The sequence below is a fragment of the Pseudomonas sp. GW822-FHT02D10 genome, from assembly GCF_058802345.1.
In genome coordinates, this window is the sequence record NZ_JBXAOB010000013.1 from 58,624 (window position 1) to 73,919 (window position 15,296).

Genomic DNA, 15,296 nt, shown 5'->3' on the forward strand with positions numbered 1-15,296 from the left:
CCGCCTGGGGTTTGCCCTTTGACTATGCTTTTACCCAAGGCGCGCCTTGCCAGTCAGGCACAGGCGGCGCCAGAATGCCTTCAACTGCCCCGCCTGATGTAAGGAAGCCCGATGCCTGATCCTGTTGCTGCCAGCTTGCGTCTAGCGCCTGAAGCGCTGACCCGTCCGTTTTCCGCTGAACAGTTCAGCTTCTCTACCACCAATGATCTGGAGCCTTTTCGCGGCGTGCTTGGCCAGGAACGTGCGGTTGAAGCATTGCAGTTCGGTGTGGCCATGCCACGCCCCGGTTACAACGTATTTGTCATGGGTGAGCCCGGCACTGGCCGGTTTTCGTTCGTCAAACGCTACCTGAAAGCCGAAGGCAAGCGCCTGCAGACCCCGGCGGACTGGGTCTACGTCAACAATTTCGATGAGCCACGCGAACCGCGCGCACTGGAGTTGCCGTCAGGGACGGCCGGTGCGTTTATCGGCGACATCAATGGCCTGATCGACAACCTGCTGGCGACTTTTCCAGCGGTCTTCGAACACCCGTCCTACCAGCAAAAGAAAAGTGCCATCGACCGCGCCTTCAACCAGCGCTACGACCGCGCACTGGACGTGATCGAGCGCCTGGCGCTGGAGAAAGAAGTCGCGCTGTACCGCGACAGTACCAATATTGCCTTCACCCCGATGAGCGAAGGCAAGGCGGTGGACGAGGCGGAATTCGCCCAGTTGCCGGAAGCCGATCGTGAGCGTTTTCACACCGACATCTCATGGCTCGAAGAGCGTCTGAACGAAGAGTTGGCCAGCCTGCCGCAATGGAAGCGCGAGTCGAGTAACCAACTGCGTCATCTCAACGAAGAAACCATCACCCTGGCCTTGCAGCCATTGCTTTCACCGCTGTCGGAAAAGTACGCAGAAAACGCCGCGGTGTGCGGTTACCTGCAAGCCATGCAGGTCTATCTGCTCAAAACGGTGGTCGAGCAACTGGTCGATGACAGCAAGACCGACGCGGTCGCCCGTAAATTGCTCGAAGAACAATACGGCCCGAGCCTGGTGGTCGGTCATCCGTTCAGCGGTGGTGCGCCCGTGGTGTTCGAACCGCATCCGACTTACGACAACCTGTTTGGCCGTATCGAATACAGCACCGATCAGGGCGCGCTCTACACCACGTATCGGCAGTTGCGTCCGGGTGCGCTGCACCGGGCCAACGGCGGCTTCCTGATTCTGGAAGCCGAAAAAATGCTCAGCGAACCCTTTGTCTGGGATGCGCTGAAGCGGGCCTTGCAGTCACGCAAACTGAAAATGGAATCGCCGCTGGGCGAGTTGGGCCGATTGGCGACGGTGACCCTGACACCGCAACATATTCCGTTGCAGGTCAAAGTCGTCATCATCGGTGCACGCCAGCTGTATTACACGCTGCAAGACCTCGATCCGGACTTCCAGGAGATGTTCCGGGTGCTGGTGGACTTCGACGAAGACATCCCGATGGTCGATGAGAGCCTGGAGCAGTTCGCTCAGTTGCTCAAAACCCGTACCTCGGAAGAAGGCATGGCGCCGCTGACCGCCGATGCGGTGGCGCGTCTGGCAACTTACAGTGCGCGACTGGCCGAGCACCAGGGCCGTTTGTCGGCGCGCATTGGCGATCTGTTCCAGTTGGTCAGCGAAGCGGACTTCATTCGCGATCTGGCCGGCGATGAGATGACCGATGCCGGGCACATCGAGCGTGCGCTCAAGGCCAAGGCAACTCGCACCGGGCGTGTGTCGGCGCGGATTCTCGATGACATGCTGGCGGGGATCATCCTGATCGACACTGCCGGCGCGGCAGTCGGCAAGTGCAATGGACTGACGGTGCTGGAAGTCGGTGACTCGGCCTTCGGTATACCGGCGCGGATCTCAGCCACGGTCTACCCCGGTGGCAGCGGCATCGTCGACATCGAGCGTGAGGTCAACCTCGGGCAGCCGATCCACTCCAAGGGCGTGATGATCCTCACCGGGTATCTGGGCAGCCGTTACGCTCAGGAATTCCCGTTGGCGATCTCGGCGAGTATCGCGCTGGAGCAGTCCTATGGTTACGTCGATGGCGACAGTGCCTCGCTGGGCGAGGCGTGCACGTTGATTTCGGCGTTGTCGAAAACCCCGCTCAAGCAGTGCTTTGCGATTACCGGCTCGATCAACCAGTTCGGTGAAGTGCAGGCAGTGGGCGGGGTCAACGAGAAGATCGAAGGCTTCTTCCGTCTCTGCGAGGCACGCGGTTTGACCGGCGAGCAGGGTGCGATCATTCCTCAGGCCAACGTTGCCACGCTGATGCTCGATGAGCGGGTGCTGGCGGCCGTGCGTGCCGGGCAGTTCCATGTTTACGCAGTGCGACAGGCCGATGAGGCATTGAGCCTGCTGGTGGGCGAGCCTGCCGGCGAGCCGGACGAAGAGGGTCAGTTCCCGGAAGGCAGCGTTAACGCGCGCGTGGTGGAGCGTTTGCGGGTGATCGCGGAAATGATCAGCGAAGATGACTTGAAAGAGGCCGAGAAGGAGCAGGCCCAGGAAGCGTTGGCCGAAACCAAGCCTGCCTGATTTTCCTGCGTAGGAGCTGCTGCAGGCTGCGATCTTTTGATCTTGATGTTCAAACGTCAAAAGATCGCAGGCTTCGCCAGCGCCTACGGGGGGCATGTGTATGCAATAAATGGCGGTCATTTTTGTTGAGTGGATGACGTCAAAAATCCAACAACGACCATTCGGCGCCTTCTAGCCCGCCGTCAACTTGCTGACTCGACTTTTCTTCTATGCTCAGGTCAAGGACATCGACAGTCATCACTGGATCGAGACAGCCTTCCCGTGGAGGCTGAATACCCGGTTTACCGAGGGTCGCCGCCATGCCGCGCAACCTCTGCCTCACCCGCCAATGCTTAGGCCTGGTTACTCGTATCGAATGCAGTATTCGCCCGCTCGCGGGGGACACCGGTATGTGGACCTTGTTGTTTGCCGCCGGAATGGCTGGCGAGCAACCTTCCGCCATCAAAGCCCAGGGCCCGTTTCATGGTCCTTTCGTGGCCGAATCAATACTTGAAACCATCGTTGAAAGCTTGACCCTGCACGGCTACGAGTTGGCCGATGACCCGCAAATCTGGTGTTTGCACCTGCAAGCCCAGCTGCGGGAAATCAACGGTGGGCGCTGCCGCAACCTGAGCGGTTTCGAGTTCAACCCCGAACATTAGAGGCCTATTCGACAGGGTTTGGGTTTTCAGCCTTGTCGAGTTTGACCTCGAATCCATATTCGACAGTATTGAGGTCGGTGCGCTGGTAGGTCTCCAGGCTAGCCGGCTGGCCGTAGAAATAATGCACCTCAAACACCGCCGGGCCGTCTGCGCTGGCGTCGTGGCTGACAGCAAGAATTTCCTTCAAGTAGTTACCGCTCGTGTCCTTGGCGAAGAAGCGCCAGTCCTGGGCGGGGAATACTTTCTGGTCAACCACCAAGGCATTGCCCTTGAGCTCCAGGCCTTTGGGCAGCTTCTGGGTGTCGAGGCTGCTTTTTGCAATATTGGCTAAAAACAGCGGCATCGAGCCGACGGCATACGCCGGTGTCTCGGGGAACAAGGTCAGGTCGTACGTGATAGTGGCGTGCAGCGGGTCGATTTCGAAGGCCTCGGCTGGCAATTCGATGGGCTCGCCGCGTTTGCCCTTGTCATCCTGGGTGAAGAAGGTCACGGGGGTGTCACCAGGGCTGAATGAGGAACCGAGCAGTTCGTCGTTGAAGCTTTTCGGGTGATCGAATTCGATGCGTGCTGCGCTGGCGTCCTCGACGGACTGGTTGACGTGGATGCTCTTTTTCAGCTGTTCCTCATTCAGTGTGGCGCCTTTGAGCCAGGTTGCAGCCTGATCGTCGTACACGACCACGGGCAGGTTCAGGCTCTGGATGGTTTTATCCGTGGTAGTGCGGTCGAAGCGGCGTACCGGCAGTTCCAGGGCCTTGCGGGTGACGGTGACGGCCGAGAAGTCGAGCACGTTGACTTCAAGGTTGTCGAGGGGGCCGTTGAAGTACACCTTGGTGTAATGATGAGTCTGCTTGTGCTCGAACGCCTGCTGCTCGTCGTCGAGCTGTTTTTCGAACGCATCGCTCCAGGCGGTCTGCTTCTGCATCTCGGCCAGTTGTTTTTGATAGAACGCGATGTGTGCGGCGTCTTCGTTGATCGAGCCCGAGCGTGAGAGGAACTGCCCGGTCGTGTCCCTGGCCTGGACGATCAGCGGATTGAGCGGGGTATCGCTGACGTCTGGCGCCAGTGCTGCGCTGTTGTTGACTTCAACCTCGGCGTAGTTCTTTTCCAGGGCCCGCAGGGTGACGCTGATGTTGTCGTCGGTGCGGGTTTGGCCCACGTCCTTTTTCGTCAGGTCGAAGGTGAATACCTTGCGCGGTGCGATGACTTCGATTTTGCCTTGCAGGGTCGCTGGTTGCGGCGGGTTTCTGTTGTCGACTTCCAGGCCCTCGACAAAAGGGTAGGCCACGGTCAGGTCATCCGGATTGCTCATGTTGGAGCTTGAAGGACTCAACTGAATGCCGGGATCGGTTTCCGACCATTCAGGCTGGAAAGGGACGACCTTCTTGTTGCTCAGCGTGACCGACTGCCATTCCAGCCCATGCGGGAAGGGGAACTCGGAAGGCATGTTGAAGTTGAAGGGGAACACTGGTTGCAAGTCGGTCAGGTAGTCGGAGCTGGAGTGCTTGCGCAGTACGAACAGGCCGTCGATGTAAGTGTCGACCAGTGCCTGCGGGGTTGAATAGTGCTTGAGCAGGGCCATGGCGTCTTCGCCGTATTCGGTAGCGATCGGCTTGATGGCAAGCTTTTGCTGCGCACGTTCGAGCAGCAGCAACGAACCGCCGAGGTTGGCCACGGCATCCTTGAGCTTGGGATCCTGAATCGCGTCCAGCGACTTCTCGAACTGTGCGGTCTTTTCCTCGAGGCTCTGCGGGCGTTTCTCATCGTTGGGTGAGCAGCCGCCGATCAGTACCGCGAGGCAAAGGCTGACAGTCGTTAAAGGCAATCGCAAATCCATTTTCCGGTTTTCCTCTACGACGCAAGTGAACGGTGCGAATGCTGTGGACACTAGCAGAAAAACGCTTTGGCGGACTCGCAGGGTGTGGATTTGTCTGCGGTTTATGGGGTTTTGAGCGGCTGATATACTCGCCGCCGTTTAAAACCCTTGTGTGAGATTTAATGGAACGTTTTGTCGAAAATGCAATGTACGCCTCGCGCTGGCTGCTGGCGCCGATCTACTTCGGTTTGTCCCTGGGCCTGCTGGCCCTGGCCCTGAAGTTCTTTCAGGAAGTCTTCCACGTTATCCCCAACGTGTTCTCGATGGTCGAGTCCGATCTGATCCTGGTGCTGTTGTCGCTGATCGACATGGCGCTGGTGGGTGGCTTGCTGGTGATGGTGATGATTTCCGGGTACGAAAACTTCGTGTCCGAACTCGACATCGATGAAGGCAAGGAAAAGCTCAACTGGCTGGGCACGATGGACTCTTCTTCCCTGAAGATGAAAGTTGCGGCCTCGATCGTGGCCATTTCCTCGATCCACCTGTTGCGCATCTTCATGGACGCCAGGAACGTCGACCCCGAGCACCTGAAGTGGTACGTGATCATTCACATGACCTTTGTGATCTCGGCGTTTGCCATGGGTTATCTGGACAAGCTGACCAAGCACTGATAGCCGTTCCCGCGCCGTAGCGTGCCGCCCGGCCGTTGTGAAACGGACGGGCGGCGGCGTTTCTGGCTTGTGCTTTTGTGCGCCGAGGCATATCCCTGTAAGTGTCTCGGCTCGCCATTGCGCGGGGGGTGCTCATGAACCTGCACGAATTGAACGCCTATGCCATCGCGGGGAAGGTCGATGAGCTGAATCTGATCTCGATGGAAGGCGGGATTTATCTGTTGGAGGCACGGATACATGGCGCCGCTCATTCGCTCGACGACGCCCACGGGCAAACACTGCGCCTGCGTTCGGTGGAACATGCTCGTGAAGTGCTTCATGCCTTTCCCAAGTTGACTTTCAACCTGATTCACACCTCGGTGCACGACGAGATGTGCGGTCTGGGCGCCAGCGGGGAAGAAAGCCTGAAGGTGCCCATCTCCTGATAGCGCCGACACCCCTGATCACCGCAATGGCATCTGTGCTAGTCTGCTCGCCCTTTTGGTTCCGGGCGCTCCGGGATGCGCTGTGCACGCACGGCAATGTCCCGAGCCGTCCGCACAGCGGAGCAGTGTCATGTCCGAAGTAAATCTGTCCACCGACGAAACCCGCGTCAGCTACGGTATCGGCCGTCAGTTGGGCGACCAACTGCGCGACAACCCGCCACCGGGCGTTAGCCTGGACGCGATCCTGGCCGGTCTGACCGATGCATTCGCCGGTAAGGAAAGCCGTGTTGGCCAGGAAGCCATGTCTGCCAGCTTCAAGGTTATCCGCGAAATCATGCAAGCCGAAGCAGCTGCCAAGGCTGAAGCGGCTGCTGGCGAAGGCCTGGCATTCCTGGCTGAAAACGCCAAGCGTGACGGCATCACCACGCTGGCTTCCGGCTTGCAATTCGAAGTGCTGACTCAAGGTGAAGGCGCCAAGCCAACCCGTGAAGATCAAGTGCGCACTCACTACCACGGCACCCTGATCGACGGCACTGTGTTCGACAGCTCCTACGATCGTGGTCAGCCTGCAGAATTCCCGGTTGGCGGCGTGATCGCTGGCTGGACCGAAGCCCTGCAACTGATGAACGCCGGTAGCAAATGGCGCCTGTACGTGCCGAGCGAGCTGGCTTACGGCGCACAAGGCGTTGGCAGCATTCCGCCGCACAGCGTTCTGGTGTTCGACGTCGAGCTGCTTGACGTTCTGTAATACCTGGCCCGATGTCGGGTCGAACTAATGTGGGAGCGAGCTTGCTCGCGATTGAATCACCTCGGTTTCACAGGCAAACCGGGTTGGCCGCATCGCGAGCAAGCTCGTTCCCACAGGTTTTACGGCGCTTCTCATATCTCGAGCTTGGTGTTCAGTTCATTCACCGGGCGCAATGCCCGGGCGTAGCAGAACAGAAACAGGTTGCGCACCAGCTCCTTGAGCACCACCGGTTCGCTGGAATTCAGGCTGTTGAGGTCGAGGTCACCCTGATCTTGCAGTTCACTCAAGGCTTCTTCTTCCAATACAGCACACACTTCCCCGGTTTCCCGATGCAGGATCCTGAGGTAAGGGTGTGGGCGATCCAGCCATGCATCGATCAAGTAAGTCATGATGCTCATCTCCTTTTAAATGGTTTGATGAGAATAATTCCTATTCAATTAATAGCAAGTACCTATTGGCGGTTTCTGCTGTTTTCTGTGCGGGAATTGCTGGAGGTCAAAACGGTTGGCGTTTTGCTACTGGGCGGGATTGTTTGGGGAGTCAGGCGAGGGTGAAGCGCCATCCCACGCAGGGCGTGGGATGGAGTACAGGAGGTTCAGACTTTTCTGACGAACTCGGATTTGAGCTTCATCGGGCCGATACCGTCGATCTTGCAGTCGATGTCGTGGTCGCCATCGCACAGGCGGATGTTCTTGACCTTGGTGCCGACCTTGACCACCAGCGATGTGCCCTTGACCTTGAGGTCCTTGATCACAGTGATGGTGTCGCCGTCTTGCAGGACATTGCCGACCGAATCCTTTTTCACGGTTTCATCGGACGCCGCTTCGGCTTCACCATTGGCAGTCCACTCGTGGGCGCACTCAGGGCAGATCAGCTGGGCGCCGTCTTCGTAGGTGTATTCAGAATTGCATTTCGGGCAGGGTGGCAATGTGCTCACTAGGGCTCCTTGGATTCAGGATGGCTAAAAAGCGCACATTGTATAGGGTTTTAAGCAGGAGAGGGTGTAGCGGTGACAAACCTAATGTGGGAGCGGGCTTGCTCGCGAAAGCGGCATAACAGTCGACATCAATGTTGAATGTTCGTCCGTCTTCGCGAGCTAGCCCGCTCCCACAAAGGTTGGCTTTTAGTGCGTGCGTGCGACCGCAAATTCGCTCAACTCAACCAATGCATCACGGTATTCGCTGGCAGGCAGCGTTTCGAGGCATTTGATCGCACGGGCCACGTAATCACGGGCCAGTTGTGCGGTGTAGTCCAGCGAGCCCGAGGCTTCCACGGCGGCGCGGATGCTTTCCAGGTCTTCGATGCCACCTTTTTGAATCGCCTGACGCACCAGTGCCGCTTGCTCCGGCGTGCCTTCGCGCATGGTGTAGATCAGCGGCAGGGTCGGCTTGCCCTCGGCCAGATCGTCACCGACGTTCTTGCCCAGGGTTTCCGCGTCGCCACGGTAGTCGAGCAGGTCGTCGACCAACTGGAAGGCCACGCCGAGGTGATCACCAAAGGTGCGCAGTGCTTCGCTCTGTTCCGGCGTAGCGCCGGCCAATGCTGCGGCGCTGTGGGTCGAGGCCTCGAAAAGCATCGCGGTTTTGCCGCGGATGACTTCCATGTAGGTTTCTTCGGTGGTGCTGGCATCGCGCACCTTGGACAGCTGCAGGACTTCGCCTTCAGCAATGATTCGCGTGGCTTGCGAGAGAATCTTCATCACCGGCATCGAGCCCAGTTCGACCATCATCTCGAACGAGCGCGAGTACAGGAAGTCACCCACCAGCACGCTCGGGGCGTTGCCCCACATGGCGTTGGCGGTCGAACGGCCACGGCGCATGCCGGACATGTCGACCACGTCATCGTGCAGCAGGGTGGCGGTGTGCAGGAACTCGATGGTGGCGGCCAGCAAGCGCATGTCGTCGCCTTCGCGCCCCAGGGCCTTGCCACACAGCAACACTAATAAAGGGCGCAGGCGTTTACCGCCGGCCGAGGTAATGTAGTCGCCGATTTTCGATACCAGCGGCACTCGGGAAGTCAGCTGCTTCTTGATGATGCCGTCGACGGCGTTAAAATCGTCCGCCACCGCGCGGTAGAAAGCTTGGGGTTGCATCAGCGACAGTTGCTCCAGAAGGGTTGCGCGGCATGCTAGGACCCACGTCAGCGGGTGTCAAGGCGCGGTCAGGCACTGTGAAGCTGCTGCAGGCTTCGAGCCTTCCGCAGCGTCTGAAGGCCACTTGCAACGTACCCGCGCCTTGCGTACAATCGCGCACCCTGAACTTCCTGGGCAGCACCTGCCTTACGCAATTGCATTTGGGTCGTTCCATCCCATGCAGCCATGCCAGCCAATACCTCTTCTTATAAAGAGCTGGGTGAGCAGGATTATCGGAGAAATACCATGTCGTACGCAGTAATCGTTACTGGTGGCAAGCAATACAAGGTCGCCCCAGGTGAATACCTGAAGATCGAGAAACTGGAAATCGCTACCGGCGAATCCGTAACTTTTGATCGCGTTCTGTTGGTCGCCAATGGCGATGACGTGAATATCGGCGCTCCAGTTGTTGCTGGCGCTACCGTTGTGGCTGAAGTGATCTCCCAAGGTCGTCACGATAAAGTCCGCATCATCAAGTTCCGTCGTCGTAAGCACCACATGAAGCGTATGGGCCACCGCCAGTGGTACACCGAGATCAAAATCACCGGTATTCAGGCTTAATTTCAGCCTAATTCCTCACTAGGAGAATTGAACTCATGGCACACAAAAAAGCTGGTGGTAGTACCCGTAACGGTCGCGACTCAGAAGCCAAACGCCTTGGCGTGAAGATGTATGGCGGCCAGGTTATCATTCCGGGCAACATCATCGTGCGTCAGCGCGGCACCCAATTCCACGCTGGCTACGGCGTTGGCATGGGCAAGGATCACACTCTGTTCGCTAAAATCGACGGCGTGATCAAGTTCGAAGTAAAAGGCGCCTTCGGTCGCCGTTACGTGAGCATTGTCCCGAAGACTGCAGTCGTCGCGGCATAATTACGTAGTTGCTGGAAAAGCCCTGTCTTGCGACGGGGCTTTTTCGTTTGTGGGGTGAGTCTCTTGCAAAACTGTTTGTATGGGCTGCCGGCGCTGGATTGTGCGGTCGTTGATTGAGGTCGCTGCGCTCATTTTTGCAAGAGTCTTATGTCTTAGTGTTTTTCGGCTCGTCCGTATGGCGAGAGGCGTTTTGTTATGAAGTTTGTTGATGAAGTATCGATTCGAGTAAAAGCTGGCGACGGCGGCAATGGCTGCATGAGTTTCCGTCGGGAAAAATTCATCGAAAACGGCGGTCCTAACGGCGGTGACGGTGGTGATGGCGGCTCGGTCTACATGATCGCCGACGAAAACCTCAACACCCTGGTCGACTACCGTTACACCCGGCACTTCGATGCCGAGCGTGGCGCCAACGGCGGCAGCACTGACTGCACCGGTAAAAAAGGTGAAGAGCTGGTCCTGCGGGTTCCGGTCGGTACCACGGTCATCGACTCTGCTACGCAAGAAGTCATTGGCGATCTGACCAAGGCTGGTCAGCGTCTGCTGGTGGCTCATGGCGGCTGGCACGGTCTGGGTAACACTCGTTTCAAGTCCAGTACCAACCGCGCGCCGCGCCAGACTACGCCGGGCAAGCCGGGCGAGCAGCGTGACCTCAAGCTGGAAATGAAGGTGTTGGCCGACGTGGGCCTGCTGGGCTTGCCGAACGCCGGCAAAAGTACCTTTATCCGTTCGGTTTCGGCGGCCAAGCCGAAAGTTGCCGATTATCCGTTCACCACGCTGGTGCCAAACCTGGGTGTGGTCAGCGTCGATCGCTGGAAGAGTTTCGTCATTGCCGACATTCCGGGGTTGATCGAAGGTGCTTCTGATGGCGCGGGCCTGGGGATTCGCTTCCTCAAGCACTTGTCGCGTACCCGTCTGTTGCTGCACCTCGTCGACATGGCGCCGCTGGATGATGCCAGTGCTCCAGATGCTGCCGAAGTGATCGTCAGCGAACTGACCAAGTTCAGTCCGTCCCTGGCTGAGCGTGATCGCTGGCTGGTGCTGAACAAGTGCGACCAAATCCTTGAGGAGGAGCACGACGCTCGCGTCAAGGAGATCGTTGATCGTCTGGAGTGGACCGGCCCGGTTTATGTGATCTCGGCCATCTCCAAGCTGGGCACTGAGCGTCTATGTCACGACATCATGCGTTACATGGAGGATCGTGCCGATCGTCTGGCTAACGACCCGGCCTACAAGGAAGAGCTGGCCGATCTCGATCAGCGCATCGAAGATGAAGCTCGTGCCCAGTTGCAGGCGCTGGATGATCAGCGTGCCCTGCGCCGCAGTGGCGTGAAGTCGGTCCACGACATCGGTGACGATGATTGGGATGAAGAAGATGTGGATGACGAAGACGGTCCGGAAATCATTTACGTGCGTGACTGATTCGTTGCAGTAAACTTAAGCGCCGCTCAATCGAGCGGCGTTTTGGTGTCTGGAAATCGGTAGTCACGAATAACGTTACGGGCAGCGCTGGGTCGCGCTGTCCTCAAGCTAAGGTTGAAGATGATGCGGAGCAAGGTGACAGGTGCGCAGCGTTGGGTCGTGAAGATCGGCAGCGCTTTGCTGACGGCTGACGGCAAGGGTCTGGATCGCGCAGCAATGAGCGTCTGGGTTGAGCAGATGGTCGCGCTGCATGAGGCGGGTGTCGAGCTGGTGCTGGTGTCCTCAGGGGCGGTAGCGGCAGGCATGAGTCGCCTTGGCTGGACCGCACGACCCAGTGCGATGCACGAGTTGCAGGCGGCTGCCGCCATCGGGCAGATGGGGTTGGTGCAGGCCTGGGAGTCGAGCTTTGCCGAGCATGGCCGGCACACGGCGCAGATTCTCCTGACGCACGATGACTTGTCCGATCGCAAGCGTTACCTCAACGCCCGCAGCACCTTGCGTGCACTGGTCGACCTCAAGGTCATTCCGGTGATCAATGAGAATGATACGGTGGTCACCGACGAAATTCGTTTCGGCGACAACGACACGCTGGCGGCGCTGGTGGCCAATCTGGTCGAGGCTGATCTGCTGGTGATTCTCACGGACCGTGATGGCATGTTCGACGCCGATCCGCGTAACAATCCTGATGCCAAGCTGATTTACGAAGCGCGTGCCGATGATCCGGCGCTGGACGCAGTCGCGGGTGGTACCGGCGGTGCGCTCGGTCGTGGCGGTATGCAGACCAAATTGCGCGCGGCGCGTCTGGCGGCGCGCTCGGGGGCTCACACGATCATCGTGGGTGGGCGGCTGGAGCGTGTGCTGGATCGTTTGAAGACGGGCGAGCGCATCGGCACCTTGCTGTCGCCTGAGCGCGGCCTGCTGGCGGCACGCAAACAGTGGCTGGCTGGGCATTTGCAGACCCGCGGCACGCTGGTGCTGGATGAGGGGGCGGTCACGGCGTTGTCGCAGGGCAATAAAAGTCTGCTGCCGGTTGGTGTAAAACTGGTTCAGGGCAGCTTCCGTCGCGGCGAAATGGTGGTATGCGTGGCGCCGGACGGTCGTGAGATCGCTCGTGGCCTGGCTAACTACAGTGCGCTTGAGGCGCAAAAAATCATCGGTCAATCGTCTGAAGCGATTGTCGGTCTGTTGGGTTACATGGCGGAGCCGGAGCTGGTTCACCGCGATAACCTGATTCTGGTTTAAGGAAAACGCGAATGCGCATGGCAAAAGGATTGTTGGGGTTGCTGCTGGCGATGCCGCTGCTGGCTTCGGCGGAAGAAATCGGTCAGGTATCGACCGTGTTCAAATTCGTCGGGCCGAATGACCGTATCGTCGTCGAGGCCTTCGATGATCCGAAGGTCGATGGCGTGACCTGCTACCTGTCGCGCGCCAAGACGGGCGGCGTCAAGGGTGGTCTGGGGTTGGCCGAGGATCGCTCGGAGGCGTCCATCGCTTGCCGTCAGGTCGGGCCGATCAGCTTCAAGGGCGAGCTCAAGGATGGCGAAGAAGTGTTCAAGGAGCGCACGTCGCTGGTGTTCAAGACCATGCAGGTGGTGCGTTTCCTCGACAAGAAGCGCAATACCCTGGTGTACCTGGTCTACAGCGACCGTCTGATCGAAGGCAGCCCGCAGAATGCGGTGACGGCGATTCCGATTTTGCCTTGGACTCACAATCAGTAATCTAACGAAGATTGAAATGTGGGAGCGAGCTTGCTCGCGATAGCGGTGTAGCAGTCAGCAATCATGTTGAATGTTATGGCCTCATCGCGAGCAAGCTCGCTCCCACATTGGTTTTGGGTGTGCGCTCGCCAAATCGCAGGCAATAAAAAACCGACCCTGGGGTCGGTTTTTTAATGAGCGTGTCGCTTAGGCAGCAGCGGCAACGTTCAGAGCCTTTACGTGGCCATTCAGGCGGCTCTTATGGCGAGCGGCTTTGTTCTTGTGGATGATGCCTTTATCGGCCATACGGTCGATAACTGGCACAGCCAGAACGTAAGCAGCTTGCGCTTTTTCAGCGTCTTTTGCGTCGATGGCTTTAACTACATTCTTGATGTAGGTACGAACCATGGAACGCAGGCTGGCGTTGTGGCTGCGACGCTTCTCAGCCTGTTTTGCACGTTTTTTGGCGGAAGGTGTGTTGGCCACCGTCGAGCTCCTCGAAAGACTTTTTAGGAAATAGCAAACAAAATAGGCCGCGAATCATGCCGATGAGTTGAAGTCTTGTCAAGGGCGGGTGATGCGTTCCGCTGAGTGGTCGATCTAAAGAGGCGGGATATTTATTTCCGGCGCTTGACCTGTAAACTCGCGAGCTTTGGCTCTGTGCTGTTGCGGCGCGGAGTATCGCATAAGTGGGCGGTTTGTTCGCCTGCTGTTTATCGACAGGCAAAAACTCTTCAATGAACCTGCTTAAATCGTTGGCCGCCGTCAGCTCTATCACGATGCTTTCCCGAGTTCTGGGGTTCGTCCGTGACACGCTCGTCGCACGCATATTTGGCGCCGGGATGGCCACAGACGCCTTCTTTATTGCCTTCAAACTGCCCAATCTGTTGCGGCGAATCTTCGCCGAAGGGGCGTTTTCCCAAGCCTTCGTGCCGATTCTGGCGGAATACAAAAGTCAGCAGGGCGAGGAGGCGACGCGAACCTTCATCGCTTATGTTTCGGGCTTGCTGACGCTAGTACTGGCGCTGGTGACGATTCTCGGGATGATCGCGGCGCCCTGGGTCATCTGGGCAACGGCCCCGGGCTTTACCAGCACGCCGGAAAAATTCCAGCTGACCTCCAGCCTGTTACGGGTGACCTTTCCTTATATATTGCTGATCTCGCTGTCCTCGCTGGCCGGCGCGATCCTCAATACCTGGAACCGCTTCTCGGTACCGGCCTTCGTGCCGACCCTGCTCAACGTCAGCATGATCGTCTTCGCGTTGTTCCTGACGCCGTACTTCGATCCGCCCGTAATGGCTCTGGGCTGGGCGGTGTTGGTCGGTGGCCTGGCGCAATTGCTCTATCAACTGCCGCACCTGAAAAAAGTCGGCATGTTGGTGCTGCCGCGTCTGAATCTGCGCGATACCGGCGTCTGGCGGGTGATGAAGCAGATGCTGCCGGCGATCCTCGGGGTCTCGGTCAGCCAGATTTCGCTGATCATCAACACCATTTTCGCCTCGTTTCTGGTGGCGGGTTCAGTGTCCTGGATGTATTACGCCGACCGCCTGATGGAGTTGCCGTCCGGCGTTCTGGGGGTGGCACTGGGGACGATTTTGCTGCCGACGCTGGCCAAGACTTACGCCAGCAAGGATCGCCACGAGTACTCGCGAATCCTCGATTGGGGCCTGCGCCTGTGCTTCGTGCTGGTATTGCCGTGCTCGCTGGCGCTGGGGATTCTGGCCGGGCCGCTGACCGTTTCGCTGTTCCAGTACGGCCAGTTCAGCGCATTTGATGCCTCGATGACCCAGCGCGCACTGGTTGCCTACTCGGTCGGTCTTCTCGGGATTATCGTGATCAAGGTCCTGGCGCCGGGGTTCTATGCGCAACAAAACATTCGCACCCCGGTAAAAATCGCAATCTTCACGCTGATCGTCACTCAGCTCTTCAACCTGGCCTTGATCGGTCCGTTGAAGCACGCAGGGCTGGCCCTGGCCATTAGCGCTGGTGCATGCCTCAACGCCAGCCTGTTGTTCTATCAGTTACGCAAACAGAAGATGTATCAGCCACAGCCAGGCTGGGGCCTGTTCGGGCTTAAACTGGTGGTTGCGGTGACGGTAATGTCCGCGGTGCTGCTGGGGTTGATGCATTTCATGCCGGCCTGGGGCGAAGGGCACATGCTGGAGCGCTTCCTGCGTCTGGGGGCTTTGGTCGGTGCCGGTGTGGTGACCTATTTCGGTATGTTGGCGTTGATGGGCTTCCGTCTGCGGGACTTCAATCGCAAGGCGCTGAACTGAAGACGCAGCGTCAATAGTCGCGGGTCGGGCGTCGGTTTTGTCGGTTCGATCAC

17 protein-coding genes are annotated in these 15,296 nt (G+C 58.3%); 11 read left to right on the forward strand and 6 right to left on the reverse strand.

The window, feature by feature from the left end; genetic code table 11:
• Positions 1 to 111: 111 nt before the first annotated feature.
• Complete coding sequence (locus AC1RPZ_RS19975) at positions 112 to 2,550, forward strand: Lon protease family protein (RefSeq protein ID WP_493138718.1); 2,439 nt, start codon at positions 112 to 114, stop codon at positions 2,548 to 2,550.
• Between the two features lie 139 nt (positions 2,551 to 2,689).
• On the opposite strand, the gene AC1RPZ_RS19980 is transcribed toward AC1RPZ_RS19975, so the two are convergent.
• Positions 2,690 to 2,851, reverse strand: coding sequence for a hypothetical protein (locus AC1RPZ_RS19980; protein ID WP_493138720.1), 162 nt, complete (start codon positions 2,849 to 2,851; stop codon positions 2,690 to 2,692).
• On the opposite strand from AC1RPZ_RS19980, the gene AC1RPZ_RS19985 reads away from it, so the two are divergent.
• Positions 2,850 to 3,191 carry a PA4575 family protein gene (locus tag AC1RPZ_RS19985; RefSeq protein ID WP_493138722.1) on the forward strand — a complete coding sequence of 114 codons (342 nt, stop codon included), beginning with the start codon at positions 2,850 to 2,852 and terminating at the stop codon, positions 3,189 to 3,191. The genes AC1RPZ_RS19980 and AC1RPZ_RS19985 overlap by 2 nt on opposite strands.
• A 4-nt stretch (positions 3,192 to 3,195) precedes the next feature.
• Here the strand turns inward: AC1RPZ_RS19985 and AC1RPZ_RS19990 are convergent, their stop codons facing one another.
• The gene (locus AC1RPZ_RS19990; protein WP_493138724.1) at positions 3,196 to 5,025 is read right to left on the reverse strand and encodes a hypothetical protein; all 1,830 of its coding nucleotides are present in this window, start codon (positions 5,023 to 5,025) and stop codon (positions 3,196 to 3,198) included.
• A 161-nt stretch (positions 5,026 to 5,186) separates the two neighbouring features.
• Between AC1RPZ_RS19990 and AC1RPZ_RS19995 the strand changes: the two genes are divergently transcribed.
• The 3 genes from AC1RPZ_RS19995 to bamJ all read left to right on the forward strand — a co-directional run bounded on the left by AC1RPZ_RS19995 (position 5,187) and on the right by bamJ (position 6,848).
• Entirely contained in the window at positions 5,187 to 5,675 is a 489-nt protein-coding gene (locus AC1RPZ_RS19995) for a TIGR00645 family protein (RefSeq protein WP_493138726.1), read from the forward strand.
• A 134-nt stretch (positions 5,676 to 5,809) separates the two neighbouring features.
• Positions 5,810 to 6,100 (forward strand): DUF6482 family protein, encoded by a 291-nt coding sequence (locus AC1RPZ_RS20000; protein ID WP_493138728.1) that lies wholly within the window; start codon positions 5,810 to 5,812, stop codon positions 6,098 to 6,100.
• Between the two features lie 130 nt (positions 6,101 to 6,230).
• The gene (gene bamJ, locus AC1RPZ_RS20005; RefSeq protein WP_054595509.1) at positions 6,231 to 6,848 is read left to right on the forward strand and encodes a BamJ family beta-barrel-assembly machinery protein; all 618 of its coding nucleotides are present in this window, start codon (positions 6,231 to 6,233) and stop codon (positions 6,846 to 6,848) included.
• 131 nt (positions 6,849 to 6,979) lie between these two features.
• Here the strand turns inward: bamJ and AC1RPZ_RS20010 are convergent, their stop codons facing one another.
• The 3 genes from AC1RPZ_RS20010 to AC1RPZ_RS20020 all read right to left on the reverse strand — a co-directional run bounded on the left by AC1RPZ_RS20010 (position 6,980) and on the right by AC1RPZ_RS20020 (position 8,940).
• A complete protein-coding gene (locus AC1RPZ_RS20010; RefSeq protein WP_493138730.1) occupies positions 6,980 to 7,237 on the reverse strand; it encodes a PA4570 family protein in 258 nt (85 codons plus the stop codon).
• A 206-nt stretch (positions 7,238 to 7,443) separates the two neighbouring features.
• Positions 7,444 to 7,785, reverse strand: a complete 342-nt coding sequence (locus AC1RPZ_RS20015; RefSeq protein WP_493138733.1) for a zinc ribbon domain-containing protein YjdM — start codon at positions 7,783 to 7,785, stop codon at positions 7,444 to 7,446.
• A 186-nt stretch (positions 7,786 to 7,971) separates the two neighbouring features.
• Complete coding sequence (locus AC1RPZ_RS20020) at positions 7,972 to 8,940, reverse strand: polyprenyl synthetase family protein (protein ID WP_493138735.1); 969 nt, start codon at positions 8,938 to 8,940, stop codon at positions 7,972 to 7,974.
• Between the two features lie 285 nt (positions 8,941 to 9,225).
• Between AC1RPZ_RS20020 and rplU the strand changes: the two genes are divergently transcribed.
• The 5 genes from rplU (at position 9,226) to AC1RPZ_RS20045 (ending at position 12,988) form a co-directional block, all read left to right on the forward strand.
• Positions 9,226 to 9,540 carry a 50S ribosomal protein L21 gene (gene rplU / locus AC1RPZ_RS20025; RefSeq protein WP_003176051.1) on the forward strand — a complete coding sequence of 105 codons (315 nt, stop codon included), beginning with the start codon at positions 9,226 to 9,228 and terminating at the stop codon, positions 9,538 to 9,540.
• Positions 9,541 to 9,575: 35 nt separating this feature from the next.
• Complete coding sequence (gene rpmA, locus AC1RPZ_RS20030) at positions 9,576 to 9,851, forward strand: 50S ribosomal protein L27 (RefSeq protein WP_071553243.1); 276 nt, start codon at positions 9,576 to 9,578, stop codon at positions 9,849 to 9,851.
• 195 nt (positions 9,852 to 10,046) lie between these two features.
• Positions 10,047 to 11,270 (forward strand): Obg family GTPase CgtA, encoded by a 1,224-nt coding sequence (gene cgtA / locus AC1RPZ_RS20035; RefSeq protein WP_493138737.1) that lies wholly within the window; start codon positions 10,047 to 10,049, stop codon positions 11,268 to 11,270.
• Positions 11,271 to 11,393: 123 nt separating this feature from the next.
• Entirely contained in the window at positions 11,394 to 12,512 is a 1,119-nt protein-coding gene (proB, locus tag AC1RPZ_RS20040; protein ID WP_493138870.1) for a glutamate 5-kinase, read from the forward strand.
• A gap of 11 nt (positions 12,513 to 12,523) precedes the next feature.
• The gene (locus AC1RPZ_RS20045) at positions 12,524 to 12,988 is read left to right on the forward strand and encodes a CreA family protein (protein ID WP_493138739.1); all 465 of its coding nucleotides are present in this window, start codon (positions 12,524 to 12,526) and stop codon (positions 12,986 to 12,988) included.
• A 186-nt stretch (positions 12,989 to 13,174) separates the two neighbouring features.
• Here AC1RPZ_RS20045 and rpsT read toward each other — a convergent pair whose 3' ends face one another.
• Complete coding sequence (rpsT, locus tag AC1RPZ_RS20050) at positions 13,175 to 13,453, reverse strand: 30S ribosomal protein S20 (RefSeq protein ID WP_003185593.1); 279 nt, start codon at positions 13,451 to 13,453, stop codon at positions 13,175 to 13,177.
• A gap of 251 nt (positions 13,454 to 13,704) precedes the next feature.
• On the opposite strand from rpsT, the gene murJ reads away from it, so the two are divergent.
• Positions 13,705 to 15,243, forward strand: coding sequence for a murein biosynthesis integral membrane protein MurJ (gene murJ, locus AC1RPZ_RS20055; protein WP_493138741.1), 1,539 nt, complete (start codon positions 13,705 to 13,707; stop codon positions 15,241 to 15,243).
• The last annotated feature ends 53 nt before the right edge of the window (positions 15,244 to 15,296 follow it).

Excerpts from the sequence above, each read along its gene's own strand:
- AC1RPZ_RS19975 (WP_493138718.1), top strand. The coding sequence starts at position 112 with ATGCCTGATCCTGTTGCTGCCAGCTTGCGTCTAGCGCCTGAAGCGCTG.
- AC1RPZ_RS19985 (WP_493138722.1), top strand. The coding sequence starts at position 2,850 with ATGCCGCGCAACCTCTGCCTCACCCGCCAATGCTTAGGCCTGGTTACT.
- AC1RPZ_RS19980 (WP_493138720.1), bottom strand. The coding sequence starts at position 2,851 with ATGGCGGCGACCCTCGGTAAACCGGGTATTCAGCCTCCACGGGAAGGC.
- AC1RPZ_RS19990 (WP_493138724.1), bottom strand. The coding sequence starts at position 5,025 with ATGGATTTGCGATTGCCTTTAACGACTGTCAGCCTTTGCCTCGCGGTA.
- AC1RPZ_RS19995 (WP_493138726.1), top strand. The coding sequence starts at position 5,187 with ATGGAACGTTTTGTCGAAAATGCAATGTACGCCTCGCGCTGGCTGCTG.
- AC1RPZ_RS20000 (WP_493138728.1), top strand. The coding sequence starts at position 5,810 with ATGAACCTGCACGAATTGAACGCCTATGCCATCGCGGGGAAGGTCGAT.
- bamJ (WP_054595509.1), top strand. The coding sequence starts at position 6,231 with ATGTCCGAAGTAAATCTGTCCACCGACGAAACCCGCGTCAGCTACGGT.
- AC1RPZ_RS20010 (WP_493138730.1), bottom strand. The coding sequence starts at position 7,237 with ATGACTTACTTGATCGATGCATGGCTGGATCGCCCACACCCTTACCTC.
- AC1RPZ_RS20020 (WP_493138735.1), bottom strand. The coding sequence starts at position 8,940 with ATGCAACCCCAAGCTTTCTACCGCGCGGTGGCGGACGATTTTAACGCC.
- rplU (WP_003176051.1), top strand. The coding sequence starts at position 9,226 with ATGTCGTACGCAGTAATCGTTACTGGTGGCAAGCAATACAAGGTCGCC.
- rpmA (WP_071553243.1), top strand. The coding sequence starts at position 9,576 with ATGGCACACAAAAAAGCTGGTGGTAGTACCCGTAACGGTCGCGACTCA.
- cgtA (WP_493138737.1), top strand. The coding sequence starts at position 10,047 with ATGAAGTTTGTTGATGAAGTATCGATTCGAGTAAAAGCTGGCGACGGC.
- proB (WP_493138870.1), top strand. The coding sequence starts at position 11,394 with ATGCGGAGCAAGGTGACAGGTGCGCAGCGTTGGGTCGTGAAGATCGGC.
- AC1RPZ_RS20045 (WP_493138739.1), top strand. The coding sequence starts at position 12,524 with ATGCGCATGGCAAAAGGATTGTTGGGGTTGCTGCTGGCGATGCCGCTG.
- murJ (WP_493138741.1), top strand. The coding sequence starts at position 13,705 with ATGAACCTGCTTAAATCGTTGGCCGCCGTCAGCTCTATCACGATGCTT.